This window comes from Nonomuraea sp. NPDC051191 (assembly GCF_044455665.1).
Classification (GTDB): Bacteria; Actinomycetota; Actinomycetes; order Streptosporangiales; family Streptosporangiaceae; genus Nonomuraea.
This window is the reverse complement of the sequence record NZ_JBITEZ010000001.1, coordinates 114,512-138,998: the sequence shown is the minus strand read 5'-3', so window position 1 is coordinate 138,998 and position 24,487 is coordinate 114,512. Positions and strand designations below refer to the sequence as shown.

The window sequence follows — 24,487 nt, the reverse complement described above, 5'->3', positions numbered from 1 at the left end:
CGACATGGCCCATCGGAGTCATTCCTTTCGGCGTCACGGGGGCCCCACAGGGATCATTTCCCGAAGTCGAGATCACAATTCAGCGAATTGCCCGGTGACTGAAGTGATACGGGGATATGGGCGTAGTAAGGGTGAAATTACGGTAATAGTGGGTTACGTGTGACCGATGTGGTGATCGTCGCGTTCGTGGATCAGCTCGCGGACCAGCGCGCTCTGGCCGGCCAGGCCATGCTGCGGCACCTTGGCCCCGGTCAGCCGGCTCCACGCCAGGCACGTGGCGTACGCCGCGCCCAGCACGGCCGCCTTGCTCTCCCGGTCCGGCGGCGTCACCACCGCCGCCTGCGGCACGGGCTCCCCGCCCGGACGTACGGCGAAGCCCTCCGGCTCGGTGCGCTCGGCCGCCGAGGTGCCCGTCAGCCCGGCACGCTCCAACTCCCCGTACGCCCGCCGCAGCCGGTGGTTCAGCCGCTCGGGCAACATCCTCCTGGAGTCGGACAGATCGGCCAGGTACGCCGCCGCCGCCCCCGACGCGTCGCCCACGAAGCTCAGCGCCTCGACCAGGTCGTACACCGAGTGGGCGAAGCAGGCGCCGGGATCGGTCTCCGGCAGCAGGGCCAGGGCCAGCCGCGGCGGGCAACGGTCCAGCCAGGCCCGGCGTACGGCGTCGTCGCCCCGAGCGGCCGCGGCGTCGTCGCGGCCGGGCCGGCGCAGCGTCGGCTCCACCATCGTGAGCAGCGCCAGCGCCCGCGGCCTGAACCGGATGTCGGACAGCAGCACCTGGGCCGTGTCGGCGATCAGCGCGGCCAGCCGGAGCGCGGCCCGCGGGCGGCCGGCACGGGTGCGCTCGGACACCAGCGTGACGAGGTCGAGCAGCGGCGGCGCGGGCAGCCAGCGCACCCATTCGTCGCCGGGCAGCGAGCGGCGCAGGTACTCGCCGAAGAGCGTGATCAGGCGCTCGTTGCCGTCGAAGGCCGGCGCGTACGCGCACCACATGATCGTCCCCCAGACGGCGGCGACCGTGCTCGGCACGTCGGCGGCGAAGATCTCGCCGAAGGCGGTCAGCGGGTAGTCGAGCTCCGACTTGCGGCCGGCGCCGCGGACCGTCTCGGCGATCTGCTCGGTCACCGCCTGCGGTACGTCGGGGCCGATGAACGCCTGGGTCGAGCCGGGCTCGGCGGCGAAGTCGGGCCCGGTGGGCACCACCTCGTCCGGCAATGCCGCTGTGACGTGCCCCACCTTGCGCGCCCGTTCGCCCCTGGGAGGCGGCGCGGGATGCCAGCGGCCGTCGCCGGGGTCGTGCAGGTGCCAGCGCGCGTACGCGCCGTGGAGCCAGCGGTCGCCGTCGGGGGTCACCAGGACCCGAGCTGCCAGGACGTGCGCGCGGTCGGGCACGGACAGGCCCTGCCAGCGCGGGTCCGCGACCATCGCGCGGACCTCCGCCTCTGTCGAGGTGAACGCATCCCAGGGGCGCACGGCCGTCATCGTACTGGCCTGCCGGACTCTACCTGTCGGCATTTCACGGCAGAATGTCCGCTATGAGGGCAAAGGTGGCAGGGGTGTTGGCGGTGGCTGGAGTGGTGAGCGGCTGCGGACTCGCGGCCGAGGCCCCGCCCACCCCCACCGGTCCCGGCGTGCTGACCGTCCAGAACGCCCAGGCGCCCACGCCCGGCGGCGAGGTCGGGTCGGCCTCCGGCGAGTTCGCCGACGCCGCGGAGCTGGCCGTGTGGAGCAAGCTGAGCGACACCGAGAAGGACGTCGACAGGATCGCCAAGCTCGACGTGAACAAGACCGCCAAGGGCGCCCTCTACCTGGAGCCCAAGACCTCCACCTGGTACGACGGCTTCCGCGGCCCGTTCGTCTACCAGGAGCTGGCCGGGGACATCGTCATGCACGCCCGGGTCAAGGTCACCGGCGCGAAGGGCGGCAGGCCCGCGCGCAAGTTCTCGCTCGGCGGGCTCATGGCCCGCCAGCCCGGCACGTACGACAAGCCCAACTGGATGTCCGTCACCACCGGCACCGCCGACGCGGCCGGGCAGGTCGAGGCCAAGTTCACCCTGGACGGCAGCTCCAAGCCGCTGGAGACGGCGGTCAAGAGCGGCTGGGTGGACCTCGTGCTGGCCAGGCTGGGCCGGGTCGCCGTCGCGCTCTACAAGGAGGACGGCGGCGCCTGGAAGGTGGCCAGGCGCTGGCCCTCGAACCTCCCCGAGGTGCTGCAATGGGGTGTCACCGCCTACACCGACTGGGACAGCTACGGCACGCTCAAGAAGGACGCCGCCAAGGCCAACGCCAAGCAGATCAAGGGCACCCCCGACCTCAAGCTGACCGTCGACTTCGTCCGCTTCCTCCGCCCCGAGCTGCCGGACTACGCAGACCCGCTCAACACCGCCTCGGTGTCGGACCAGGTCCTGATCAAACTGCTGACGCCTGCCGGTGCCTGATCGCCTTGGCCATGTAGTTGTCCGGCGTGCGGGCGAAGGAGGCCCGGTCGTCGTCGGTGAGCTCGCGCACGATCCTGCCGGGCACGCCGGCCACCAGCACCCCGGACGGGATCTTCTTGCCCGGGCCCACCAGCGCGCCGGCCGCCACCAGCGTGCCCGCGCCCACCCGGGCGCCGCCCAGCACGATCGCGCCGATGCCGACCAGCGCGCCGGTCTCGACGTGCGCGCCGTGGACCATGGCCTTGTGGCCCAGGCTGACCCGGTCCTCAAGGATCGCCGGCTGGCCCGCGTCGGCGTGCAGGCAGCACAGATCCTGTACGTTGCACTCTTCGCCGATCTCGATCCGCTCGTCGTCCCCTCGGAGAACGGAGCCGTACCAGATGCTGGACGCCCGGCCCACCCGCACGCTTCCGACCACGACGGCGCCGGGCGCGATGTACGCCTCCGGATGGAGGTCCGGCACCGCCCCGTTGTCCAACGCTGCTATGTACATTCGTCCAATCGTAATTCCCGCCTCAGGTGTGGCGTTCCGGTTGCGGACGTGGGCAGATGGCAGGAAAGTCGTTTCCTGACGTCTCGTCGTCAGACCCTCACAACTCGCAGTTTTCCCCCGCCTCACGCAAACCCTTAGGTAACCCCCATGACAAACCAGCACGAGAGCATTCCCGATCTGATGCAAGAGGACACCTTCGAAGTCGTGATGCGCGGCTACAACCGCCGTCAGGTGCACGACTACATGATCCGTACCCGGAACCAGATCCGGGATCTGGAAGAGCGGCTGGCACGGGCGATCGACCAGGCGGAGCAGGGCCGGGTCGAGCTGGCGGAGGCCAGGCGGCGGATGGTCGAGGCGCCCCAGAGCTACGAGGACCTCAGCCCGAGGCTCGCGCAGATCCTCAAGCTGGGCGAGGAGGAGGCCGCGGCCAAGCGCGCGGACGCGGAGGCCGAGGCCACCGCCGTGCGGGAGAGCGCCAGGGCGGAGGCCGAGCGGTTGGTGACGACCTCGCGCGAGACGTCCGACAAGATGCTGACCTCGGCTCAGGCGGAGGCCGAGCGGCGGGTGGCCGAGGCCACGCAGGCGGCCGAGCGCATGCTGGCCCAGGCAGGCGCGGACGCGGAGGAGCAGCTGGGGTCGGCCCGCGCCGAGGCCGAGGGCCTGCTGCGCGAGACGCACGCCGAGGCCGAGCGGGTTCTCGGCGGCGCGCACGCCGAGGCGGAGCGCGTCATGGCGACGGCCAACGGGCAGGCCGAGCAGCTGCTGTCGGGGGCGCACGCGGAGGCCGAGTCGATGCTGGCCGCGGCGCGTCAGCGCACCGCCTCGCTCGACGAGCACGCCGGCCGCCGGGTGGAGTACCTGACCAACACCCACACCGAGGTCGTGCGGCGGCTGACCGAGATCGGCTCGGTGCTCGGCGACCTCATGCGCACCGAGGCGGGGGCCGGGCAGCTCGTGCCGGAGTCGGCGCTGCCGCCCGTGTCGGCCGCCCAGCAGCCCGCGGCCGTCCCGGCGCGCACGCCCGAGCCCGCCATCGAGGCCGCGCCGCAGCCGGTCCCGCAGTTCTCCGTCCAGGACGACGTGCGGGTCATCGTCGAAGAGGAGGAGGAGAAGCCGAAGGAGGGCGTCTCCGACGACACCGACGTGCACATCCTGCGGCTGGGCGAGTACCACTCGTAGAGGGTGAGGGGCGGGGAGCGGAAGCCCCCGCCCCCGATAGGGTCGGAGACTTCCGCGTACGTGGCCCCGTTGGTGGCCCGGTACCGGGGCCGCCGAGACGCTGGACCCGGCACCGGGCTGCTCGTGTGCGGGCCGGGGAACGCTCCACGGCCCGCGTCAGGGAGGGGCGGGGCCGGCCCGCCGGCCGGTCCGCTCCTCCTGGTCCCGGAGCTGGTCGCGCAGATCGTCCGGGTCGTCGGCGTCGATGGTCGTCGCACATCCGGCCTCGCGCTGCGCCGCGTCGAGCGGATGGTGCCGGGTGGCCCACCAGCGGCCCGCGTCGCTCCGCCAGATGGTCCACTTGGGGTACTCCCGGGCGATTTCGGCAAGATGCCGGTCGACGGACATCTGCACACCTCTCCCGGGCCCCACGCTCCTGAACGGTTCCATCTCCTTAGAAGATGAGGGACTTCTCTAGAGAATTCAATGATCGGGGTGGACAGGTCCACCTATCGCTTGACAGATCGTGAACTAGGCGTCGAAGTCGTACTGGAGTACGTACGCCGCCGAGTCCAGGACCATCTCGTTGAGCTCGACGGGCAGGCCGCCCGCCGTGTACGCGGTGCGCGCGATGACGATGACGGGGGTGCCGCCGGGCAGGTCGAGCAGCCCGGTCTCGCGGGGGCCGGGCATGCGGGCACGTACCTCCTCGGTGAAGTGGGCCGGGGGCAGGCCCAGGTCGCCGAGCCTGGCGTAGACGCCGCCCGGTCCGCTGTCGGGCAGCGTGATGGCGCTGCCCTGGACCAGCCGGGCGGGGAAGGAGGAGGTCGCCAGCTGCACGGGCCGGCCGTCCACCGAGTAGCGACGCCGACGAACCCATACCTCGCCGCTCTCCAGGACGTCCGCCACCTCCTCCGGGGCGCGCTCCAGCACCACCTCCACCTGGTCCACGGTGAACGGACGGCCCCGGGTGTCGGCGTCCCAGATGGCACGCCCCTGACCCCACTGCTCTCGTGACAGGCGGCGCGAGCCGTGCCTGCGGATCGGTTTGAACAGGCGCACGTAGACCCCCGAGCCTCGTTTGGGCACCGCCAGCCCTTCGTTGATCAGTACGGCAAGCGCCTGCCTGGCGGTGGCGCGTGCGACTGCGTAGTCGGCCATGAGCGCGTTCTCGCCCGGTAGGCGGTCCCCGTCGCGCAGTTCGCCGGACAGGATCCGGGAGCGGAGGCCGTCGGCGATGCGGCGATAAATAGGAGGCTCGTGGGGTACCGGGGATTCAGACACGTTTCGATCACCCTCTGTCACCAACCAGGTTGTGGCGTCTCCAGAGAACTTGCCCCGTCTTGTCCACGATCGCACAGATACAGAGGTTGGTCCCGAGCTTCTTTTGAGCTGATCGTGCCTGTGTGATGAAGTGGAGGACGTTTATGCAGGCCGTTATCGTGGAACGGTCCTGGCCGCTATTCGCGGGGCCCACCAGCGGCGAGTAACCGACGCGGCGAGCACCGCGCCCGCGGTGTTCATGATCACGTCGTCCACGGAGGAGAACCGGCCCAGTCTCAGGGCGTACTGGAGGAACTCGACCGTGATCGAGAGGGCCGCCGCGACGGCCGCGACCCGGCCGTAGGAGGCCATCCCGGCGGTGCGTACGGGCAGCAGCGCCCCCAGCGCGGCGAACACCAGCAGATTGCCGCCGACCTGCACCAACACCGTCTCCCACGACGCCCCGACGAGATCGGCGAGGTCCGCGAACGGGACGAGGCCGACCCCTGCCCGACCGGTGGACGGCGTGAGGATCATCCAGATCCAGGGCGCGGTCCCGACGGCGATGCCGACGTCGGCGAGCGAGGTGCGCAGCGGCGCCGGATGCCCGGCGCGGGCGCGGTGGCGGGCGATCGCCATGATGGCCAGCAGAGCCACCGGAAGCGCTAAAACACCAGCAATAACGATATTTCCCCACAGCTCCCATGTGCGCGCCATTCGGTCATCATCTCGGGAGCCGAGGGGTACCGGAAGATGTCCGTACGGACAGGCCCTCCCGGACGCGGCCGAGGGGTGGCTCAGTGTCACCGTCGCCACCGGGGCATGACGGCCCGGCGCGCTTCCCGCTCCCGCCGGACTGTTGTCTCACCGTCGCCCGACGATCTATACCGGGGAGTGAGGCTAGAGGAGGCTGCTGTGCTGACCCATTTCATCGGCGGGCTGCCGGTGGCGGCGGGCAAGGCGTTCCCGGTCCACGACCCGGTGACGGGCGGGGTGATCAGACAGGTCCACGAGGCCGACCCGGAGGTGGTCGACCGGGCGGTGCGCGCGGCCAGGGAGGCGGCGCGCGACTGGGCGGGGCTGCCGGTGGCCGAACGGGCCGGCTGGCTGCGCCGCCTCGCCGAGGGCATCGAGGTGCGCTTCGACGATCTGGTCACGGCCGAGATCGCCGACACCGGCAAACCGCTCGGCCAGACCCGGACGCTCGACGTCCCGCGTGGCATCGCGAACTTCCGCGCCTTCGCCGAGATCGCCTCCCAGCGCCCCGACGACGCCTTCCACCTGGCCGGCGTGCTGAGCTACACCGTCCGCAGGCCGCTCGGCGTGGTCGCGGTGATCGTGCCGTGGAACCTGCCGTTCCTGCTCATGACGTGGAAGCTCGCCCCCGCCCTGGTCGCGGGCAACACCGTGGTGGTCAAGCCGTCGGAGCACACGCCCGGCTCGGCCGCGGTCTTCGCCGAGATCTGCGCCGACGCCGGCCTGCCCCCGGGCGTGGTCAACATCATCTTCGGGCACGGCCCGGCGGGCCAGCTCCTCGTCGAGCACCCGGGCGTGGACGGCGTGACGTTCACCGGCTCGACCGCCACCGGGACGCAGATCATGAAGACGGCCGCCGACCGGGTCAAGCCGATCTCGTTCGAGCTGGGCGGCAAGAACGCCGGCCTGGTCTTCGAGGACTGCGACCTCGGCCGGGCCGTCGAGGGGACGGTGAAGTCGGTCTTCACCAACGGCGGCCAGGTGTGCCTGTGCACCGAGCGGCTCTACGTCGAGCGGACGATCTTCGATGACTTCTGCGGCCGGCTCGCGTCCCGGGCACAGGAGGTCGAGCTACAGCCGATGATCTCGGCCGGACACCGGGAGAAGGTGCTGTCCTACTACGCCCTGGCCCGCTCGGAGGGAGCCAAGGTGCACACGGGAGGAGGCGTCCCCACGTTCGGCGATCATCGCGATACCGGATATTTCGTGGAACCAACGGTAATGACAGGGTTATCGGAGTGGTCCCGTTTCAATCGAGAGGAGATCTTCGGTCCCGTGTGCCACGTGGCTCCTTTCGACAGCGAGGCCGAGGCCGTCGACCTGGCCAACGGCAGCGAGTACGGCCTGGCCGCCACCCTCTGGACCGCCAACCTCGACCGCGCCCATCGCGTGGCCCAGCGCCTGGAGGCGGGGCTGGTCTGGGTCAACACCTGGTACCTGCGCGACCTGCGCACTCCGTTCGGCGGCGTGAAGCTGTCGGGCATCGGCAGGGAGGGCGGCACGCAGTCGCTCGACTTCTACTCCGAGCCCACCACGATCACCATCAAACTGGAGCAACCCGATGCATGACGAATGGTCCCTGGCCGTCGACACCCGGGGGCAGGCCGCCGATCGGCTCGTCGAGGCCGCGCGTACCGGCAAGCCCTGCGCGCCGCTCAGGGACCTCATCACCACGGTGGCCGACGCCTACGCGGTGCAGGAGATCAACACCCGGCGGGCGCTGGAGGAAGGCCGGCGGCTGGTCGGCAGGAAGATCGGCGCCACCAACCCGCTGCTGCAGCAGAAGTTCGGCATCGACCAGCCCGACTACGGCATGCTCTTCGCCGACATGGCCGAGCTCGACGCCCGGCCCGTCCGGGTGGAGCGGTTCCTGCAACCGCGCGCCGAGGCCGAGGTCGCGCTCGTGTTCGGCCGGGACCTGACCGAGGGGCCCTTCACGCTGGTGGACGTGATCAGGGCGGTGGAGTTCGCGCTGCCCGCCATCGAGATCGCCGACTCGCGCATCGCCGACTGGGACATCACGATCGCCGACACGGTCGCCGACAACGCCTCCGGCGGCGCGTACGTGCTGGGCGGCACGCCGAAGAAGCTGACGGCGCTCGACCTCGGCACGGCGGCGATGACGATGACGCGCAACGGCGAGGAGGTCTCCTCGGGGTCGGGGGCCGCGTGCATGGGCAACCCGCTGAACGCCGCCCTCTGGCTGGCCGGCGCACTGGCCGGTGCCGGCCACCCGCTGCGCGCCGGGGACGTCGTCCTGACCGGCGCGCTCGGCCCGGTGGTGCCGGTCGAGGCCGGGGACGTGTTCGAGGCCAGGATCGAGGGACTCGGATCGGTGCGGGCGGTGTTCGGCGCATGAGCCGCGAGGCCGTCACCGTCCCCGGCAAGGCCGTGCCCCGGGGACGCTTCCCGCACGTCAGACGCGCGGGCGACTTCCTGTACGTCTCCGGCACCAGCTCCCGCAGGCCGGACGGCACCTTCGCGGGCGCGCAGGCCGACCGGTACGGCGTCACCGACCTGGACATCCGCGCCCAGACGCGGGCGGTCATCGAGAACATCGGCGACCTGCTCAAGGCCGCCGGAGGCTCGCTGGCTGATCTCGTACAGATCACCACGTACCTGGTAAACATGAACGACTTCAAGGGCTACAACGAGGTGTACGCCGAATTCTTCGACGAGGAGGGTCCCACCAGGACCACGGTCGCGGTGCACCAGCTCCCGCATCCGCACCTGCTCATCGAGATGCAGGCCGTCGCCTACCATCCACAGGAGCGATCATGATTCCCCCCATTGACTTCACCAGGTGGATCGACGAGCACGCCCATCTGCTCAAGCCGCCGGTCGGCAACAAGGTGGTCTTCGAGGGCGCCGGCGACTTCATCGTGATGGTGGTCGGCGGGCCCAACTCCAGGACCGACTTCCACGTCGACCCGTACGAGGAGCTGTTCTACCAGGTACGCGGCAACATGCACGTCAACGTGGTGACCGAGAACGGCCCCGAGACCGTGCACGTCCGCGAGGGGCAGATGTGGCTGCTGCCGGCGCGCATGCCCCACTCGCCGCAGCGCCCCGAGGAGGGGTCCGTCGGGCTGGTGGTGGAGCGGATCCGGCCCGAGGGCGAGCTGGAGAGGTTCCAGTGGTACTGCATGGAGTGCGGCGCCAAGGTCCACGAGGTCGAGCTCCAGGTGCGCGACATCGTCAAGGACCTGCCGCCGGTCTTCGAGGCGTTCTACGCTGACGAGAAGGCCCGTACGTGCGACCGGTGCGGTGCTCTGCACCCCGGCAAGGGCTAGGCGTACTGGCCACGGAGATCGGGCACACGATCCGGTGCAGAACTGGTACGTCAACCAGCACCAGAATGGTGTAAACCGGATAATTGCCACCATCTCCCCCCTGTAAGGAGCGCAACCGGTGCTGGACCGTGACGCCTGCCTCGCCCTCGACGCCGACGATCCGCTGCGGCCGTTCAAGGACGAGTTCGTCCTGCCCGAAGGGGTCGTCTACCTCGTGGGCAACTCGCTCGGCGCGATGCCCCGCCGCGCCGCGGAACGGGTGCGCCGCACGGTCGTGGACGAGTGGGGCGGCCAGCTCGTCGGCGGCTGGAACGCGGCCGGCTGGTACGACCAGCCCCTGACCGCCGGCGACCGGATCGCGCCGCTGATCGGGGCCGGCCCCGGCCAGGTCGTCGTGGGCAACACCACCACGATCGCCGCCTACCAGGCGCTGGCCGCCGCGGTACGGCTGCGCCCCGGCCGCAAGGTGATCGTCTCCGACCCCCGGAACTTCCCCACCGACCACTACATCGCCCAGGGCCTGGCCCGGCTGCTCGGCGACTACGAGGTGCGCGACTATGCCGAGGGCCGGTTCGACGACGCGGCCGTGGTGCTGCTGTCGGAGGTGGACTACCGCACTGGCGCCAGGCGGCACGTGCCCTCGGTGACCGCCCAGGTCCAGGCGGCCGGGGCGCTCATGGTCTGGGACGTGTGCCATAGCGTCGGCGCCATGGAGGTGGACGTGTCGCAGGCCGACTTCGCGGTCGGGTGCACGTACAAGTACCTCAACGCGGGGCCGGGCGCGCCCGCCTTCCTCTACGTCAACCCGCGCCACCACGCCACCGCCGAGAACGTGCTGTCCGGCTGGCACGGCCACGCCGAGCCGTTCGCCTTCGAGACCGGCTACCGCCCGGCCGAGGGCATCCGGCGGTTCGCGGTCAGCACGCCGCACGTGGTGTCGTTCGCGGCGCTGGAGGCGGCTCTGGAGGTGTGGGAGCGGGTGCCGATGGCGCAGGTGCGGGCCAAGAGCATCGCCCTGACCTCGCTCTTCGCCGACCTCGTCGGCGACGCGCTCAAGCTGGCCTCGCCCGCCGAGCCGGAGTCGCGCGGCAGCCAGGTCTGCTTCCACCACCCCGACGGCTACCCGGTCATGCGGGCCCTCATCGACCGGGGCGTGCACGGCGACTTCCGCGCGCCGGACGTCCTGCGGTTCGGCTTCGCGCCACTCTACATCGGCTACACGGACGTCTACGACGCGGCCGCCACGCTGCTGGAGGTGCTGGACAAGGAGCTGTGGCGGGACGAGAAGTACGCCCGGCGGCTCGCGGTCACCTGATCGGGCGAGTCCTCTCCCTCTTGAGAGCGAGCCGGAGGATCGCCGTCGTCGGCGATCCGCCGCCGGGGGGTCGCCAGCCAGGATTGTCCCATCGAAAGCCGATGTGACCTGGAGAGATCCCCCATGAAGCGCACGCGTATCGCCGCCGCCGTCCTCGCTCTGGCCGCCCTGACCGTCAGCGCCCCCGCCCTGGCCCAGACTCAGGCGAGCTCCCACAGCGCCGTCACCGTGCAGGTGCCGCCGATCAACGAGACGGCGCTGCGGAAGAGCATCGCCGGGCTGCCCGCGCCCGACGCCACCGCCGCCGAGGTCAGGGTGAGCGGCTGGGCCGGCTCGTGGCGCGGCGTCTCGGGGGTGACCGACCTGCGCGGGAAGCACTCGGCCCGGGAGGGGGCCAGGTTCCGGGCGGGCAGCGTGACCAAGGTGCTGACCACGGCGGTCGTGCTCCAGCTCGTGGCCGAGGGCGAACTCTCCCTCGACCGCACGGTCCAGGACTACCTGCCGGGGCTGCTGCCGGCCGACTACCCGCCGGTCAAGCTGTCCCAGGTGCTCGACCACACCAGCGGCCTGCCCGCGCCGAAGTCGGAGGGCGGCTTCGAGCGGGTCTACGCCGACCGCTTCAAGACGATCACCCCGAAGGAGTACGTCCGCCAGGCCGTGCTCAACCCGATCGAGTTCACCCCCGGGACCAAGCAGCACTATCTCAACATCAACACCTTCGTCGAGGGCCTGCTGATCGAGAAGGTCACCGGCAGGTCGTACGAGCGGGAGGTGGGCGACCGCATCCTGCGCCCGCTCGGCATGAACCAGAGCTACTTCCCCGGCGCGTCCGTCAAGGTCCACGGCCGGCACAACAGCGGTTACCAGGTCGTCCCGAAGGGCTTCCCCGACTCCTTCGCCTACGGCAAGGGGTACGTCGTGGACGTCACCGAGATGGAGGTCACCTCGACCTGGGCCTCGGGCGACCTCATCTCCACCACCGCCGACCTGGAGAAGTTCGCCAAGGCGCTGTTCGGCGGCGGACTCGTGCCCGCCGAGCAGCTGGAGCTGATGTTCACCGTGCCGAAGGTCACCATGTTCGGCACCGACGACGAGCCGGCCCACTACACCTCCGGCCTGACCGAGCTGGTGCTGCCCGGCGGCATCGTCGCGTACGGCAAGACCGGCGCCCGGTACGGCAGCTCCACCGGCATCGGCGCCACCCGCGACCTGAGCCGCGTCGTGATCTACTCGATCAACTCCACCGACGCCAAGGCCCAGGGCCAGAACGAGCGCGGCATCGGCGTCGCGCTGGCGGCCTTCGCCAAAGAGGCGCCCGCAACCTCCGCCCAGTAGGGGCCCTGCGGCCTTCGCCCAGCAGAGGCCCGCGCTCTTCGCCCAGTAGGGCCCCCGGTCTTCGCCCGGTAGGGGCCCGTCAGGGCGCCCAGGGTGGCTTTCGCCGGAGAGATCCCTTATCGGCCGCCCTGGCGTGTTTGGGCAAACTGGTCCCAGTATCATGGTCAGTGCCCACAAGGCACTGACGATGTTCGCCCGCGTGACCGTGCGACCTCCGCACACCCGGCGGGTCGGGCGGGAGCGCGCCCTCGGCTCCGGGAGACCCCCGCCATGCTGCTGACCTTCGCGGTCACGACGCTCATCATGATCATGATTCCCGGCCCCGACGCCGCGCTGATCATGCGCAACTCCCTCGCGCACGGCCGCGTGGCCGGCCTGCTGACCATGCTCGGCGGCCTGCTCGGCCTCTCCGTGCACGCCGCCGCCGCGGCGGTCGGCCTGTCGGCGCTGCTGGTCGCCTCGCCCACCGCCTTCACCGTGGTACGCGCCCTCGGCATCTGCTACCTGCTCTGGCTCGGGGTGCACGCGCTGCTGTCCAGCCGGAACCGGACCAAGGTCGTGGAGGCCGCCGCGCCCCCGACCGGCTCGCCGCTCGTGCACGTACGCAGAGGGCTGCTGTCGAACCTGCTCAACCCCAAGGTGCTGCTGCTCTTCGTGACCTGGCTGCCGCAGTTCCTGCCCGGCCACGGCGACACCCTGGGACGGGCCCTGCTGCTGTCGGGCATCATCGCCGTGCTCTACGTGCTCTGGTTCAGCCTCTACAACGTGATCATCGACCGGGTGAGCGCGCTGCTGCGCAGGCCGCGGGTGCGGGCCAGGGTCGAGCGGGTGACCGGGGTGCTGCTGGTCGCCTTCGCGCTACGGCTCGCCGTCCAGTAGCTTGACCGCCCGCTTCGGGGCGATGGTCCGGTAGCTCTCCTCCACCCAGTCGAGCAGCACGTCGGTCTCGGGCAGCGCCGACAGGAACGGCACGGTCACCCAGCCGGCCTTGCCCAGGCCGTAGCCGCTGGGGGCCGCGCCCTCGACGGTCAGCGCGTGGCCGTGCGCCTCCGACAGCAGCTTCACGCCGAACGTCGGGTCCCACTTCTCCGTCTGCTCGTCCAGGCCGAGGAACAGGAAGACCTTCTTGTTGACCTTGATGACCGTCTCGCCCCACGGATGGTCCTCGTGGGTCTCGGGCAGGCCCAGCGCGAAGGTCCGCAGCTCCTCCCGTACGGTGTGCCAGTCGTCCATGCGATGGACGGTATCGAAAAGTCCCGCCTGGCGGCACTGGCCGGCGGCGCGGGAGGCTGGTGACGTGACGGTCGACGAGCTGATGGACCTGCTGGCCCGGTGCGAGGACGCCTGGGACGCCCCCGACCGGACCGGCGACCCCGTGCCGCTACTCGACCACGGCCTCCAGGTGGCCGCCTTGCTGCGCGATCGGCACCCCGGCGACCGCGAGCTCCAGGTGGCCGGGCTGGTGCACGACCTCGGGCACCTGCTGGCCCCGGGCGACGAGGCCGGCCACGCCGCACGGCCCGGCCGCCGTCGCCCTGCGCCGCGCCGACGACCTGGGCAAGGTGGTCGGCCTGACCCGCCCACCCCTCGTCGAACTGACCACCTGGCGACCGATCATCGACACGCTCGCCGGAACCCGGTGAGCCTGCCCACGATCGCTCACCGGGACGGTCGCCGGAACTCCGTCAGTTTGGCCTCGATGGCGTTCCTGATGCGGTCGCGGGCCTCCATGCGGGGGACGCCCGACATGAGCAGGCGGTCGTAGTCGGTGTCGAGATGCCGGACCGACGCGATCACCGCCAGTGTGATGGCGTTCTCGTCGAGCGCCTTGGCCGCCGCCGTCCGGCCCACCCGGCCGCTGCCGCGCTGGCCGGCGTGCTCGGCGATCTCGTGGGCCCGCTCGGGCGGGCAGCTCGGGAACAGCCGGGCGATCTCGGCCGCCATCGCCGCCTGGAACCCGACGTCCTGCTCGGCCCTGCGCTCCTGGTCGCGCTCCCGGCGGCGCATACGCGCCTCCTCGTCGGCCAGGCAGCGCTCCTCGGCCGCGGTCAGGGCGGCCTCCTCGACCAGGACGCCCTGACGCTGGTAGACCTTGCGCCGCCGGTTGTACCGGACGACCACCGCCGACAGCCCGCTCTCCTGCTTGGCCCGCCGGCTGAGCGCCGCGTTCCCCGACGGCAGGAACACCAGGTGGTCCATGTCGGCGCAGCTCAGGCAGTGGGGCAGGTCGTCCTCCATGATCAGGTACGGCCCGGTGTCACCGCAGGACGCGCACCTCCACGGCTCCTGCGAGGCCACCGCCACCAGGTCGGGCGCCTTGCTCTGCCGTTCGGTGAGCCGCCGTACCCTGGCCTCGCTCAGGTCGGGCGAGATCCAGTGGACGCGGAAGGCGTCCTGCCCGTGCCCGGACGTGAAGCGCAGGTCGCGCCGGTCGCGGGTGCCGGCCACGTACGGCGTGTCCACCGGCTTGAGCCCCTTGGCCAGGGCCCATTCCCGCAGTAGCCCGGCCGTGGCGAGCAGGCGCTCCTCGTCGACCGCGGCCAGCTCGGCCAGCGTGCCGGCCCGGCCCTGCCGCCAGAGGTCGACGTGCCGGGAGTGCAGCCAGCGCAACCCCGTCACGACGTCGATGAACGTCACGTAGTGGCGGCTGGTCAACGCGATCTCGGCTGCTGCTGCGACCCTGCGGGCCAGGTTGGGCTTGCTCACGCGGTCCAGTCTCCCGCGCCCTTTGTCGTGAGATGGCGAGACCCGCAGCTTTCCTTTTGGCTATTGCGGCAAGTAACCCCTTCGGATCTGGCATCTTGGGGGAAATCGTGCGCCTGCTCTGGCCTGCCGTACTCATGCTGGCCACCTCGTGTGGCGTCGCCGAGGACGGTTCCCAGCCCGTCGTGACGGGTGCGTTCGGCAGCAAGCCCGTCGTCGCCATACCTCGGGGGAAGCCGGGACGCACGCCGCGGATCACGGTGCTCTCCATGGGCAACGGCCGGCGTACGGTCCCGGGGGACGTCGTGCTCGCCGACGTGGACATCCGGCGATGGTCGGGGAACAAGCCGTATCTCAGCACCTACGACGGCAACCAGCCCACCACGGTCGTCTTCGACGGCAGGCAGGTCTCCGAGACCTGGCGGGCCTCGCTCATCGGCAGACCGGCCGGCAGCCGGGTCATGCTGGTCAGCCCGGCGTCGGAGGCCCTGGGCCCGAACGTGCCGCTGACCGGCGTCTCGCCGGCCGACACGCTGGTGGTGGTCTTCGACATCCTCGGCGGCTACCCGCCCGACGCGCGGCTCGTCGGGCGGGCCCTGCCGGCGATCCCGCCCGACCTGCGGCCGGACTCCGCGCCCCGGACCCTCATCGACGGTTCGGGGCGGGACGTCACGGCGGGTTCCAAGGTGGTGATCCAGTACGTGGCCGCGTCCTGGCCGTCCCGCTCGGTGGTGGACTCGTCCTACCGGAGGGGCGGCCCGAGCGCCTTCACGCTCAAGCCGGGCTCGGTGCCGCCCGCCTGGCTGGAGGCCCTGGTCGGCCAGCAGGTCGGCAGCCGGCTGGCCGTGGGCTCCCCGGGGGAGCGGCCCATGCTGTACGTGATCGACGTCCTCGACACGATCACGCCTGCCTGAGCCGTCTCAGCCGCAGTGCTCGAACGGGCTGTCGTAGGCCGAGGCGCCGGCCTTGCCGCCCCACTTGACGCACGTGTTCGCGGCGGCGGCGTAGACCGGGCCGGCGTAGTAGCCGTAGTTGCCCGAGTCCGTCTTCCTGGTACTGCCCTGCACCTCCAGGTAGGCGGTCGTCGCGGTCGCCGTGCCGAGCGACTTCGCCTTCATGGTGACCACGCAGTTGTTGCCGTTGGAGTTGTTGTAGAGCAGGTAGACGGTCCCGTCGGCGCCGAGCCCGGCCGAGTCGATCACGTCGTAGCCGGAGCCGCAGGCCTCCTGCGGCGTGTACGGGTTGGCGGACCCGCCGCAGTTCTTCGAGGTCACCGTCTGGACCGGGTAGCCGAAGGTGACGCCGTTGAAGACGGCCTTCTGGATGTTCGACGGGTAGCTGGTGCCCAGGCGCACCTCGTAGTGCAGGTGGGGGCTGATGTTGTTGCCCGGCTTGCTGGTGTTGCCGACCGTGCCGATCTGCTGGCCCTGCGAGACGGACTGGCCGGCGCTGACCAGCCGGGTGTTCAGGTGGGCGTAGTAGGTGGTCCAGCCGCCACCGTGGTCGATCTTGACGAGGTTGCCGTAGCCGTTGGTCGAGCCCTGGTGCGCCGAGATCGCCACCGTTCCCGACGCCGCGGCCACCACCGGGTCGCCGAGGTCGGCGTCGGCCGTGCTGCCCCGGTTGAAGTCGATCTCCCACGACTGGTGGGCGCTGCTCCCGCTGGAGTTGCCGGTCCAGGTCTGGCCGCAGGGGAACGGCATCTGGAAGTTCGTCGCGAGGAGCTGCGCCTGCGCGGACTCCGGTTCCGGGTCGGCGAAGGCGGGGGTCGTCGTACCGAGGCCGAGTAACAATGCGAGGCCCGCGACCATTGATCGGCTGAGCTTCATGGGGTGATCCTTTCCAGTGGGATCTGTGACACCAGAGTCCGCATTGGCCGCACAAGAATCATCCAGAACCGATACAAAGAGCTGTCAGATCTCCCGTAAAGGGGCTGATGCTGTCATGACGGTCACCTTCCACGTCCTCGGGCCGCTGGAGATCCGCTCCGGCGGCCGCCCCCTACGGATCTCCGGCGGCAAACCCCGCATGCTGCTGGCCACGTTGCTGCTGGAAGCCGGGCAGGTGGTCGGCGCCGACCGGCTCGCCGAGGTGCTCTGGCCGGGGCGGCCCCCGCGTTCGGCCCTGGCCAACGTCCGCACCTACGTGAGCGCGCTCAGGTCCCAGCTCGGGCCGGTCGGCCTGCGCGCCGCCGGGGCGGGCTACACGATCGACGTCGCGGACGACGCCCTCGACCTGCGCCTGTTCGAGGAGCTGACCGGCCGCGGCGAGTACGGCCACGCCCTCGCGCTGTGGCGCGGCGCGCCGCTGAGCGACCTGCCCGGCAGCCCGGTCTGGGACCGCCGGATCGAGCACCTCCACCGGCTGCGGCTGCGGGCCGCCGAGTGCCTGATCGAGCGGCGGCTCAAGGCCGGCGACCACGACGGCGCGGCCGACGAGCTGCGCGGCCTGCTGGCCGAGCATCCCTACCGGGAGGACCTGTGGGGCCGGCTGCTGCTCGCCCTGCATCGCGGGGGCCGCAAGGCCGAGGCGCTGCGCACGTACGCGGCGGTCCGCGACCAGCTCGTGGACGAGCTCGGCGTCGAGCCGGGGGCGGAGCTGCGCGGTGCGTACGAGCTGATCCTGGCCGACGAGGGACGCGCGGCGCCCGCCGTGCCCCGGCAGCTCCCGCCCGATCTGCCGGACTTCATCGGCAGGGCCGCGCCCCTCGCCGCGCTGGGCGGGACGTTCTCGGTCGCGGTGATCTCCGGCCCGCCCGGCGTGGGGAAGTCGGCCCTGGCCGTGCACGCCGCCCACCGCCTGCGCGCGGCCTTCCCCGCCGGCCAGCTCTACCTGGAGCTGGGCGGCAGGGCGCCGGGCGAGCTGCTGGCCGAGGTCCTGCGGGCGCTCGGCGTGACCGGCGCGCCGCCGACGCCCGGCGAGCGGTCGGCGCTGTTCCGGTCGCTGCTGGCCGAGCGCCCGATGCTGGTCGTGCTGGACGACGCCCGCGACGCCGCCCAGGTAGGCCCGCTGCTCCCCGGCAACGAGAGCGCCGTCATCGTGACCAGCAGGCGGCGCATCACCGAGTTGCCCGGCGCGCTGCGCGTCGAGCTCGGCGAGCTGTCGCCGGAGGAGTCGCTGACGCTGCTCGGCGGCGTCGCCGGGGCCGGACGGGTGGCCCGCGAACCGGCCGACGCCCTGGCCGTCGTGACGCTCTGCGGCGGGTCGCCGCTGGCGGTCAGGAGCGCCGGAGCCCGGCTGGCGGGCCGGCCCGGCTGGTCGCTGTCGGTGCTGCGCGAACGGCTGGAGGAGGACTGGCTGGCCGAGCTGAAGGAGGTGCGGGGCTGCCTCGACGCCGGTTACCGCAGGCTGCCGGCGGAGGCTGCCCGTACGCTGAGCGCGCTCGGCGTCCTCGGGCCCGCCGCCGGGGCGCAGCCGGGCTGGGTGGTGGACGCCGCGCTCGGCCGGCACGGCGCGCACGACGTCACCGACCTGCTCGTGGACGTCCACCTGCTGGACCCGGTCGGCACCGACGACGTGGGCCAGCCGCGCTACCGGGTGCCCGACCTCGTCGGCAGGCACGCGCGCGAACGCGGCCCCGACCGTGCCGCGCTGGCCCGGGTGCTGGCGGCCTGGACGGCGACCACCGAGCACGCCATGGCCCGCCTGCCCACCACCGTCTTCAGCCTCACCGCGGCCAGGGCGGCCAGGTGGCGGCTGCCCGCGCGCACGCTCGACCGGCTCACCGCCGACCCGATCAGCTGGTTCGAGTCCGAGCACGAGGCGCTGGCCGGAGCCGTGGACCTGGCGGCCGAGCTGGGCCTGGCCGAGTCGGCCTGGGGGCTGGCCGCCGCCATGGTGCCCTACCTCGATCTGCACTGCCACCTCGGCACCTGGCGCCGTACGCACACCGTCGCCCTGGCCGCCGCCCGCGCCGCCGGCGACCGGTACGGCGAGGCCGCCATGCTCAGGGGCCTGGCCCAGGTCAGCCTGTACCAGGACCAGTACGAGGAGTCCGCCGAGGGCTTCACCCTCTCCCGCCAGATCTTCCACGAACTGGGGGACGTCAGGGCCGAGGCGACCTCCGTCTGCGGGCTCGGCGCCGTGAGTCAGTTCCGCGGCCGGCACGTCCGGTCGCTCGCGCACCTGCGCCGCGCGCTGGCCATGTTCGTGGCCTCGGACGACCGGCACGGCGAGGCGTTCGCCCACCAGGCCATCGGACGGGCCTGCCTGAACTCGGGCGACCTCGTCCAGGCGGCGGAGTCGCTCGGCGAGGCCATGCGGCTGGCCCAGGAGCTCGGGGACGCCCACCGGGAGGGATGCGTGTGCCTCCAGATGGGCCACCTGCACCAGGCGATGTCGTTCCACCGGCACGCTTTGGAGATCTTCGAGTCGCTCGGCGACCGCCACTGCGGGGCTTACGCGCTGCAGAGCCTGGCGGGTCTCCAGGCGGCGCGCGGCGACCTGACCCGCGCCTCGACCGGCCTCGAACGCTCGCTGGAGGTCTTCCAGGAGCTCGGCGACCGCAGCGGCGAGGCGGCGGCCACCCAGCTACTCGGGGAGCTGCACCGCTCGGCCGGGCGCACCGGCCTGGCCCTCGACTACCTCAGGCACGCCAGCGCCCTGCGCCGCAGCCTGCCGGCCTGACGGGGGTGTCACGGGCCGGAGACCAGCCGGCGGACCAGCCGCCGCAGCCGCGACTGCTGCAACGGCACGCCCTGGAGCGCGTCGAGCGCCTCGGCCGCGCTCGGCCGCTTGGCGGGAGCGTGGTCGAGCATCCGGCGCACCACGTCGGGCACGTCGGGACCGTGGGCGTCGGCGCTGGTCGGGAGTTCCCCGGTGAGCAGCTGGTAGGCGATGGCCCCCGCCGCGTAGACGTCGGACGCGGTGGTCATCCGGTCGGGACGCTCCTGGCACTCGGGCGCCACGTAATGGGCGTCGAGCACGTTGCCCAGCTCGTGGGCGACCGTGTAGTTGCGCGGCCCCGGCTTGGCGTAGTCGAACCCGGTCAGCACCGCGTGCCCGTCGTCGGTGACCAGCACGCACCCGGGCGTGAGCGCCCGGTGGACGACGCCGTTGGCGTGCGCGTGCGCGAGCCCGCGCAGCAGGTCCTGGATCACGCCCAGCCTGGCCCCCTTGCCCAGCGACAGGTGCAGCGCCTCCCCGTGGACGTCGTCGAGCACCAGCACGAACCGGCTCTCGTCGTCGATGGCGAAGAAGTCGCGCGAGCGCACGACGCACGGGTGGGGCGGGATGCGGGCGAGCGACTGGTAGGCGTTGGCGATGCGCTGGCGCTCGGCGGCCCGCGCCTCGTGGTCGGCCAGCGGGTCTGCCTGGTAGACCCGCAGCAGCACGGTCTCGCTGCCCGGCAGGGTGGCGTTGAACGCGCGGTACTCGGTGATCTTGGCGTCGCCGCCGAGCTGCTCCTCGACCTCCCAGTTGCCGAACCTGGGCGGCGCGGTGCTGCGGCGCACGGTCTGGTTGAGCGCGTCGAGCACCGCCGTCAGGTAGGGGCGCGCGTCGGGGCTGCACCCCCGCCTGACCCGTGAGACGTCGCCCAGCGTGGCGACCAGGCCGGGCAGGTCGGTGACGTTGGGCGCGTCGCGGCCGGCCTGGTCGACCAGCTCGGCGTCGGGCGAGGTGAGCACGACCAGGCTGTCGACGTAGACGCGTTCGAGCTGGGTGGCCCTGGACACCAGCAGGCCCTTGAGCGCCTTGGCCGTGCCCCGCAGCTTGGTCACCGGCGAGCCGAACGCCTCCCTGCGCGGCGGGTACCAGCGGGTGCCCGACACCTCGATGCGCCCGCGGGTGCCCTTGACGTCGACGACCACGAGCGAGTGGCCGGTCAGCACGAGCAGGTCGACCTCGAACACGTCGTCGCCGCGGGGGACCTCGACGTTGTGCAGCAGCAGCCAGTCGGCGGGGGCGTGGTCGCGCAAGTAGGAGATCACGCGCCGTTCGGCGTCGTTGACCGGCCGTCCTCCGCCGACGATCTGTGCCATGGCGCCTATCCTCCCACGGTTCTCTGTTGACAACATGCTGTCGAAATGACAGTGTGTTGTCATGAAGGGAATCATTCACCACGCCGTCTACGACACCTTCGCCGACTGGGAGACCGGGCACGCGACCGCCCATCTGCGCAGCGGGCGCTTCCAGCGTGAGCCGGGGGCGTACGAGGTCGTCAACGTCGGCCTGACCGCCGAGCCCGTCGTCAGCATGGGCGGCCTGCGGGTCACGCCCGGCCTCGCGCTCGACCGGCTCACGCCCGAGGGCAGCTCGCTGCTCATCCTGCCGGGCGCCGACCTCTGGGACGCGGGGGACGAGCTGGCGCCGTTCGCCCGCAAGGCCCGCGAGTTCCTGGAGGCGGGCGTGCCGGTGGCGGCCATCTGCGGCGCCACCGCCGGCCTCGCCCGCGAGGGCCTGCTCGACGACCGCGACCACACCAGCGCGGCGCCGCCGTACCTGATGGCCCAGCAGGGGTACGCCGGCGCCGGGCGCTACCGGGAGGGGGACGCCGTCCTCGACGGCGACCTGGTCACCGCCGGGCCCACCGAGCCCGCCGCCTTCGCCAGGGAGATCTTCCGCCGGCTCGACATCTACCGCCCCGACGTCCTCGACGCCTGGTACCGCCTGTTCGGCAAGAGCGACGCCTCGGCGTTCGAGGTGCTGATGGCCGCATGACCCCGAGCACCACCCCCGACCCCGGCAACCACGCGGACGTGCCGGATGGGGATGTGGCGGCTGAGCTGTTGTCCGGGCTGGCGCTGGCGTCGTTCCGGCTCAACGGCCAGTTCCTGCACGTGGCCGAGGAACTGGCCAAGCCGGCGGGGATGACCGCGGCCTGGTGGCAGGTGCTGGGCGCCGTCCTGGGGGAGCCGCTGCCCGTGGCGGGGATCGCACGGGTGATGGGCATGACCCGGCAAGGGGTCCAGCGGATCGCGGACCTGCTGGTGGAGAGGGGCCTCGCCGAATACCGGCCCAACCCCGCCCACCGCCGCGCCAAGCTGCTCCAGCCGACGGACGCGGGCCGCGAGGCGATCGCCGGAATCGTCCCGGGCCACCGCGACTTCGCCGCCCGCCTGGTGGAGGTGCTCGGCCTCGACGCCACCCGCGACGCCCTGACCGCCCTCCACCACCTCACCGCCGCCCTCACCCACCTCACCGACGCCTGACCTCCCCGCTCTGCTCTTCGGCCCCGGGCCGGTTCCGCTCTCCGGGCCCGGGGGAGGAGGCGGGCCGTCGCCATTCCCCGGGGCCGAACGGGAACGTGCCCGCGCGGAGCGCGGCCGCCGGGGAAACCGGCTCGACCGTCGTCCAGTAATGGCGGAACACCCTCCAATGGCTGGTCGGAGCATCGCCACCGAGGCGACCACATGGATAACCACGACGGTCTTGCGGATATCCGTCCGCATTGCACTCGTCCGATCTCCGGATTCGCCGAACTCAGGCCGCGCCGTCACCCCTTTGTTCGCCCGGGACGTCCGCCCATGGATGGCGCCCCAGGTACGCCGTTCGGCGTAGGCCGTTCATCAAGTTTCGGGTGATCGTTGCCTAAACGGCAGTGCACGAACGCCCCAACCTCGCCGCCGGAAGGCCAAAAGAATCCCGTTCGCCGGGCAGCGGGGCCGGGATATATGCAGTCCCCGGTCGATGAGCGCGGAAACCGATCCCCAAGAAATCGAGGCGTCCCCTTGACCTTCGTTAGGCCAATCCAGGTTGCGATTTTCGCTGCCTGCCGCGATGGTTATTTGCGGCACCTCACAGCCCTGCACAAACGACCATGGCGCACAAATTCGGCGCCGATCCATGGAGGAAAGCAAACATGATCCGTCGCATTCTGGCCGGTGCAGCTATCGCGGTCACCGCTCTCGGCTTCTCCGTCTCCGCCGCGTCCGCCGACGTCGGCCCCAACCCGTACAACAACGGGCAGAGCATCCTTAGCCAGCTGAGCATTCTCGACGACCTGACGGCGCTGAACGATGTCGCCAACGACTCCATCAAGTACATCGACATCCTCACCCTGCTGCACCTGAACGACATCGAGGCCAACGTCCTCAACAACCAGGACGACTACGGCGACAACAACTGAGCCTCCTCACATGGCGTAGGCAGGAAGACGATCGGCGTCTCGCGGACAATGCCGCCGAGCCGCCCGGCCAAGGTCGGCTTCCTGGTGCCTTGAGGTGGACCGAAAGTACGCGCCGTGGCATTTCGCGAGGCCACGGCACGGGCTTGGTGCGCACCGAGCTCTGAACGCCTCGCGGCCCGGGTCGATCACTGCAGGACGACCTGGGCCGCGGGGCTCGTTCGTACCCGCGCCGAGCCGGCGGACCCGGCCTAGGCGTCGGAACGACCCGGGCTCGGGCGTACGACGCCCAGGAAGTGCGGCCGCTCCAGCGCGTCGAACCGTACGGATTCGCCGCTGAAGGGCGCGTGCACGATCTGGGTGCCGTCCACCGCGAGCGCCACGTGCTCAGGACCCGGGGTGTCGGCGTCACTGTCGTAGAACACCAGGTCCCCGGGCTGGATCTCCTCCCGCGCTATCCGGATCCCGGACCTCCACTGCTCGTACGTCGTCGTCCCGATGGCCACGCCGGCTCGCGCCCAGGCGTACTCGGTGAGACCCGAGCAGTCGAACCCCCAGGTCTTGGCCCCTTTTCCGATCCCGAAGCCGGGACCGCCCGGCCCGCCGCCGCCCCACGTGTACGGGACGCCGATCATCTCCACCGCCGCCCTCAGCGCGATCGAGCCCGCCGCCGACCGGACGGCCACGGCCTGCGCGCGGCACCCGTGCGGATGGCATCCGGCGGCGCCATACGCGGGAAACGAATGAAAAACGCACACGCTGATGTGCGCCAATGCTATTGCCAGCAACCGCAGTAGTCCGTTCATGGCATATTAGGCACCCCCGCGGGACAGGCCATGCCGCCGTTACGGCACGGCGTTTCAAGCGACTTCTTCCGATTACCTTCTCCGGGAGTATGGGGATAAAACAGCCCGCCGCATCCGACGAGTCACGATATTTCCGGGCATTTCGGGACGACTATCTCCCGATCGACGGCCAAAGGAATAAGTGCGGGTACTTGACTTTGGCTTAGCATATTCCCCTTGCGGGCCACCGTGATCCCACGAGATCGTTATTCGCGAAATTCCTGCCACTCGGGAGGCGGGTAATAAATGATGACGCGCACCGCTGCGCCGATTCCGATGAAAGGGAAGTAAAAATGATGCGTCGCATTCTCACCGGTGCAGCCATCGCCGGCGCGCTGTTCGGGTTCACGACCACGAGCGCCTCGGCCGACGTCGGCCCCAACGCCTACAACAGCGGCAAGGCCATCCTGAGCCAGCTGTCCATCCTGGACGACCTGACGCTGGCCAACGACGTCCTCAACGACTCCGTCAAGTACGTCGACGTCCTCACCGCCCTGCACCTCCAGGACATCGAGCTCAACATCCTGGACGCCCAGAGCCACTACGGCGACAACAACTGAGCAATCGCTGATCGGCGGCGGCCCGTCCGTGCGCCCGTCAGGCTGACCTGAAGGCGTTCCGACAGCCACGACCCCTCGTGGCGGCACCTTGCCGGAACGCCGCCGGATCGGCCGCGACGGGACGCGGGCGAGCCCCGCCGCGAGGACGGTCCGAGGCCGGCCCAGCCCTGCGTGCTGGGCCGGCCTCGTTCGTCCGCGAAGACCGGAGAGCGGGGTTCAGGGATCGGAGATCAGGCCCCGGAGGCGGCCCTTCATCATTG

26 protein-coding genes are annotated in these 24,487 nt (G+C 71.3%); 15 read left to right on the top strand and 11 right to left on the bottom strand.

The annotated features are described in order from the left end of the window. Window positions 1–153: 153 nt before the first annotated feature. The gene (locus ACIA8R_RS00630; protein WP_397036519.1) at window positions 154–1,482 is read right to left on the bottom strand and encodes a hypothetical protein; all 1,329 of its coding nucleotides are present in this window, start codon (window positions 1,480–1,482) and stop codon (window positions 154–156) included. A 74-nt stretch (window positions 1,483–1,556) separates the two neighbouring features. Between ACIA8R_RS00630 and ACIA8R_RS00625 the strand changes: the two genes are divergently transcribed. Continuing rightward, window positions 1,557–2,438 (top strand): hypothetical protein, encoded by an 882-nt coding sequence (locus tag ACIA8R_RS00625; protein WP_364084134.1) that lies wholly within the window; start codon window positions 1,557–1,559, stop codon window positions 2,436–2,438. On the opposite strand, the gene ACIA8R_RS00620 is transcribed toward ACIA8R_RS00625, so the two are convergent. Next, a complete protein-coding gene (locus ACIA8R_RS00620) occupies window positions 2,410–2,931 on the bottom strand; it encodes a gamma carbonic anhydrase family protein (protein WP_357702304.1) in 522 nt (173 codons plus the stop codon). The genes ACIA8R_RS00625 and ACIA8R_RS00620 overlap by 29 nt on opposite strands. Before the next feature lie 147 nt (window positions 2,932–3,078). Between ACIA8R_RS00620 and ACIA8R_RS00615 the strand changes: the two genes are divergently transcribed. After that, complete coding sequence (locus tag ACIA8R_RS00615) at window positions 3,079–4,113, top strand: hypothetical protein (protein ID WP_397035690.1); 1,035 nt, start codon at window positions 3,079–3,081, stop codon at window positions 4,111–4,113. Window positions 4,114–4,269: 156 nt separating this feature from the next. Here the strand turns inward: ACIA8R_RS00615 and ACIA8R_RS00610 are convergent, their stop codons facing one another. From ACIA8R_RS00610 to ACIA8R_RS00600, 3 genes are all read right to left on the bottom strand, one after another. Next, a complete protein-coding gene (locus ACIA8R_RS00610; RefSeq protein ID WP_397035688.1) occupies window positions 4,270–4,500 on the bottom strand; it encodes a hypothetical protein in 231 nt (76 codons plus the stop codon). A 123-nt stretch (window positions 4,501–4,623) separates the two neighbouring features. Further along, a complete protein-coding gene (locus tag ACIA8R_RS00605; protein ID WP_357702310.1) occupies window positions 4,624–5,376 on the bottom strand; it encodes a GntR family transcriptional regulator in 753 nt (250 codons plus the stop codon). 153 nt (window positions 5,377–5,529) lie between these two features. Further along, window positions 5,530–6,012: a VanZ family protein gene (locus ACIA8R_RS00600; protein ID WP_397035686.1), complete on the bottom strand. Its 483-nt coding sequence runs from the start codon at window positions 6,010–6,012 to the stop codon at window positions 5,530–5,532. Between the two features lie 258 nt (window positions 6,013–6,270). Here ACIA8R_RS00600 and ACIA8R_RS00595 point away from each other — a divergent pair, with 258 nt between their 5' ends. The 7 genes from ACIA8R_RS00595 to ACIA8R_RS00565 all read left to right on the top strand — a co-directional run bounded on the left by ACIA8R_RS00595 (window position 6,271) and on the right by ACIA8R_RS00565 (window position 12,933). Then, window positions 6,271–7,680, top strand: a complete 1,410-nt coding sequence (locus ACIA8R_RS00595; protein ID WP_397035684.1) for an aldehyde dehydrogenase family protein — start codon at window positions 6,271–6,273, stop codon at window positions 7,678–7,680. Beyond that, entirely contained in the window at window positions 7,673–8,470 is a 798-nt protein-coding gene (locus ACIA8R_RS00590; RefSeq protein ID WP_397035682.1) for a 2-keto-4-pentenoate hydratase, read from the top strand. Before ACIA8R_RS00595 ends, ACIA8R_RS00590 begins: the two co-directional genes overlap by 8 nt. After that, window positions 8,467–8,892 (top strand): RidA family protein, encoded by a 426-nt coding sequence (locus ACIA8R_RS00585; protein WP_357702318.1) that lies wholly within the window; start codon window positions 8,467–8,469, stop codon window positions 8,890–8,892. The genes ACIA8R_RS00590 and ACIA8R_RS00585 overlap by 4 nt, the downstream gene beginning before the upstream one ends. Continuing rightward, window positions 8,889–9,404, top strand: a complete 516-nt coding sequence (locus tag ACIA8R_RS00580) for a 3-hydroxyanthranilate 3,4-dioxygenase (RefSeq protein WP_357702320.1) — start codon at window positions 8,889–8,891, stop codon at window positions 9,402–9,404. Before ACIA8R_RS00585 ends, ACIA8R_RS00580 begins: the two co-directional genes overlap by 4 nt. A 118-nt stretch (window positions 9,405–9,522) precedes the next feature. Continuing rightward, window positions 9,523–10,719, top strand: a complete 1,197-nt coding sequence (gene kynU / locus ACIA8R_RS00575) for a kynureninase (protein WP_397035679.1) — start codon at window positions 9,523–9,525, stop codon at window positions 10,717–10,719. 123 nt (window positions 10,720–10,842) lie between these two features. Next, window positions 10,843–12,054, top strand: coding sequence for a serine hydrolase domain-containing protein (locus tag ACIA8R_RS00570; RefSeq protein ID WP_397035677.1), 1,212 nt, complete (start codon window positions 10,843–10,845; stop codon window positions 12,052–12,054). 270 nt (window positions 12,055–12,324) lie between these two features. Beyond that, window positions 12,325–12,933: a LysE family translocator gene (locus ACIA8R_RS00565; protein WP_364084153.1), complete on the top strand. Its 609-nt coding sequence runs from the start codon at window positions 12,325–12,327 to the stop codon at window positions 12,931–12,933. On the opposite strand, the gene ACIA8R_RS00560 is transcribed toward ACIA8R_RS00565, so the two are convergent. The 3 genes from ACIA8R_RS00560 to ACIA8R_RS00550 all read right to left on the bottom strand — a co-directional run bounded on the left by ACIA8R_RS00560 (window position 12,913) and on the right by ACIA8R_RS00550 (window position 14,760). Further along, window positions 12,913–13,287, bottom strand: coding sequence for an MmcQ/YjbR family DNA-binding protein (locus tag ACIA8R_RS00560; RefSeq protein WP_357702328.1), 375 nt, complete (start codon window positions 13,285–13,287; stop codon window positions 12,913–12,915). The genes ACIA8R_RS00565 and ACIA8R_RS00560 overlap by 21 nt on opposite strands. Before the next feature lie 148 nt (window positions 13,288–13,435). After that, window positions 13,436–13,615, bottom strand: a complete 180-nt coding sequence (locus ACIA8R_RS00555; protein WP_397035675.1) for a hypothetical protein — start codon at window positions 13,613–13,615, stop codon at window positions 13,436–13,438. Between the two features lie 98 nt (window positions 13,616–13,713). Then, window positions 13,714–14,760, bottom strand: coding sequence for a DUF2293 domain-containing protein (locus tag ACIA8R_RS00550; RefSeq protein ID WP_397035673.1), 1,047 nt, complete (start codon window positions 14,758–14,760; stop codon window positions 13,714–13,716). 107 nt (window positions 14,761–14,867) lie between these two features. On the opposite strand from ACIA8R_RS00550, the gene ACIA8R_RS00545 reads away from it, so the two are divergent. Further along, window positions 14,868–15,671 (top strand): FKBP-type peptidyl-prolyl cis-trans isomerase, encoded by an 804-nt coding sequence (locus ACIA8R_RS00545; RefSeq protein ID WP_397035671.1) that lies wholly within the window; start codon window positions 14,868–14,870, stop codon window positions 15,669–15,671. A 6-nt stretch (window positions 15,672–15,677) separates the two neighbouring features. On the opposite strand, the gene ACIA8R_RS00540 is transcribed toward ACIA8R_RS00545, so the two are convergent. Beyond that, a complete protein-coding gene (locus tag ACIA8R_RS00540) occupies window positions 15,678–16,586 on the bottom strand; it encodes a M23 family metallopeptidase (protein ID WP_357702336.1) in 909 nt (302 codons plus the stop codon). A gap of 115 nt (window positions 16,587–16,701) precedes the next feature. Here ACIA8R_RS00540 and ACIA8R_RS00535 point away from each other — a divergent pair, with 115 nt between their 5' ends. Next, window positions 16,702–19,383, top strand: a complete 2,682-nt coding sequence (locus tag ACIA8R_RS00535) for a BTAD domain-containing putative transcriptional regulator (protein WP_397035668.1) — start codon at window positions 16,702–16,704, stop codon at window positions 19,381–19,383. An 8-nt stretch (window positions 19,384–19,391) separates the two neighbouring features. Here ACIA8R_RS00535 and ACIA8R_RS00530 read toward each other — a convergent pair whose 3' ends face one another. Beyond that, entirely contained in the window at window positions 19,392–20,738 is a 1,347-nt protein-coding gene (locus tag ACIA8R_RS00530) for an NERD domain-containing protein (RefSeq protein ID WP_357702340.1), read from the bottom strand. Between the two features lie 61 nt (window positions 20,739–20,799). On the opposite strand from ACIA8R_RS00530, the gene ACIA8R_RS00525 reads away from it, so the two are divergent. The 3 genes from ACIA8R_RS00525 (at window position 20,800) to ACIA8R_RS00515 (ending at window position 22,825) form a co-directional block, all read left to right on the top strand. Further along, window positions 20,800–21,417, top strand: a complete 618-nt coding sequence (locus ACIA8R_RS00525) for a DJ-1/PfpI family protein (protein ID WP_397035666.1) — start codon at window positions 20,800–20,802, stop codon at window positions 21,415–21,417. Next, window positions 21,414–21,908, top strand: a complete 495-nt coding sequence (locus ACIA8R_RS00520) for a MarR family winged helix-turn-helix transcriptional regulator (RefSeq protein ID WP_364084171.1) — start codon at window positions 21,414–21,416, stop codon at window positions 21,906–21,908. Before ACIA8R_RS00525 ends, ACIA8R_RS00520 begins: the two co-directional genes overlap by 4 nt. A gap of 650 nt (window positions 21,909–22,558) precedes the next feature. Continuing rightward, complete coding sequence (locus ACIA8R_RS00515; protein ID WP_357702346.1) at window positions 22,559–22,825, top strand: hypothetical protein; 267 nt, start codon at window positions 22,559–22,561, stop codon at window positions 22,823–22,825. 248 nt (window positions 22,826–23,073) lie between these two features. Here the strand turns inward: ACIA8R_RS00515 and ACIA8R_RS00510 are convergent, their stop codons facing one another. Then, entirely contained in the window at window positions 23,074–23,508 is a 435-nt protein-coding gene (locus ACIA8R_RS00510) for an NlpC/P60 family protein (protein WP_357702348.1), read from the bottom strand. Window positions 23,509–23,960: 452 nt separating this feature from the next. Here ACIA8R_RS00510 and ACIA8R_RS00505 point away from each other — a divergent pair, with 452 nt between their 5' ends. Next, window positions 23,961–24,227 carry a hypothetical protein gene (locus tag ACIA8R_RS00505; protein ID WP_357702350.1) on the top strand — a complete coding sequence of 89 codons (267 nt, stop codon included), beginning with the start codon at window positions 23,961–23,963 and terminating at the stop codon, window positions 24,225–24,227. Window positions 24,228–24,487 lie beyond the last annotated feature (260 nt).

Bases quoted from the DNA above. Each gene is read 5' to 3' on its own strand.
- ACIA8R_RS00630 (WP_397036519.1), bottom strand. From the start codon at position 1,482: ATGACGGCCGTGCGCCCCTGGGATGCGTTCACCTCGACAGAGGCGGAG.
- ACIA8R_RS00620 (WP_357702304.1), bottom strand. From the start codon at position 2,931: ATGTACATAGCAGCGTTGGACAACGGGGCGGTGCCGGACCTCCATCCG.
- ACIA8R_RS00615 (WP_397035690.1), top strand. From the start codon at position 3,079: ATGACAAACCAGCACGAGAGCATTCCCGATCTGATGCAAGAGGACACC.
- ACIA8R_RS00610 (WP_397035688.1), bottom strand. From the start codon at position 4,500: ATGTCCGTCGACCGGCATCTTGCCGAAATCGCCCGGGAGTACCCCAAG.
- ACIA8R_RS00590 (WP_397035682.1), top strand. From the start codon at position 7,673: ATGCATGACGAATGGTCCCTGGCCGTCGACACCCGGGGGCAGGCCGCC.
- ACIA8R_RS00585 (WP_357702318.1), top strand. From the start codon at position 8,467: ATGAGCCGCGAGGCCGTCACCGTCCCCGGCAAGGCCGTGCCCCGGGGA.
- ACIA8R_RS00580 (WP_357702320.1), top strand. From the start codon at position 8,889: ATGATTCCCCCCATTGACTTCACCAGGTGGATCGACGAGCACGCCCAT.
- ACIA8R_RS00570 (WP_397035677.1), top strand. From the start codon at position 10,843: ATGAAGCGCACGCGTATCGCCGCCGCCGTCCTCGCTCTGGCCGCCCTG.
- ACIA8R_RS00565 (WP_364084153.1), top strand. From the start codon at position 12,325: ATGCTGCTGACCTTCGCGGTCACGACGCTCATCATGATCATGATTCCC.
- ACIA8R_RS00560 (WP_357702328.1), bottom strand. From the start codon at position 13,287: ATGGACGACTGGCACACCGTACGGGAGGAGCTGCGGACCTTCGCGCTG.
- ACIA8R_RS00540 (WP_357702336.1), bottom strand. From the start codon at position 16,586: ATGAAGCTCAGCCGATCAATGGTCGCGGGCCTCGCATTGTTACTCGGC.
- ACIA8R_RS00535 (WP_397035668.1), top strand. From the start codon at position 16,702: ATGACGGTCACCTTCCACGTCCTCGGGCCGCTGGAGATCCGCTCCGGC.
- ACIA8R_RS00530 (WP_357702340.1), bottom strand. From the start codon at position 20,738: ATGGCACAGATCGTCGGCGGAGGACGGCCGGTCAACGACGCCGAACGG.
- ACIA8R_RS00525 (WP_397035666.1), top strand. From the start codon at position 20,800: ATGAAGGGAATCATTCACCACGCCGTCTACGACACCTTCGCCGACTGG.
- ACIA8R_RS00520 (WP_364084171.1), top strand. From the start codon at position 21,414: ATGACCCCGAGCACCACCCCCGACCCCGGCAACCACGCGGACGTGCCG.
- ACIA8R_RS00515 (WP_357702346.1), top strand. From the start codon at position 22,559: ATGATCCGTCGCATTCTGGCCGGTGCAGCTATCGCGGTCACCGCTCTC.
- ACIA8R_RS00505 (WP_357702350.1), top strand. From the start codon at position 23,961: ATGATGCGTCGCATTCTCACCGGTGCAGCCATCGCCGGCGCGCTGTTC.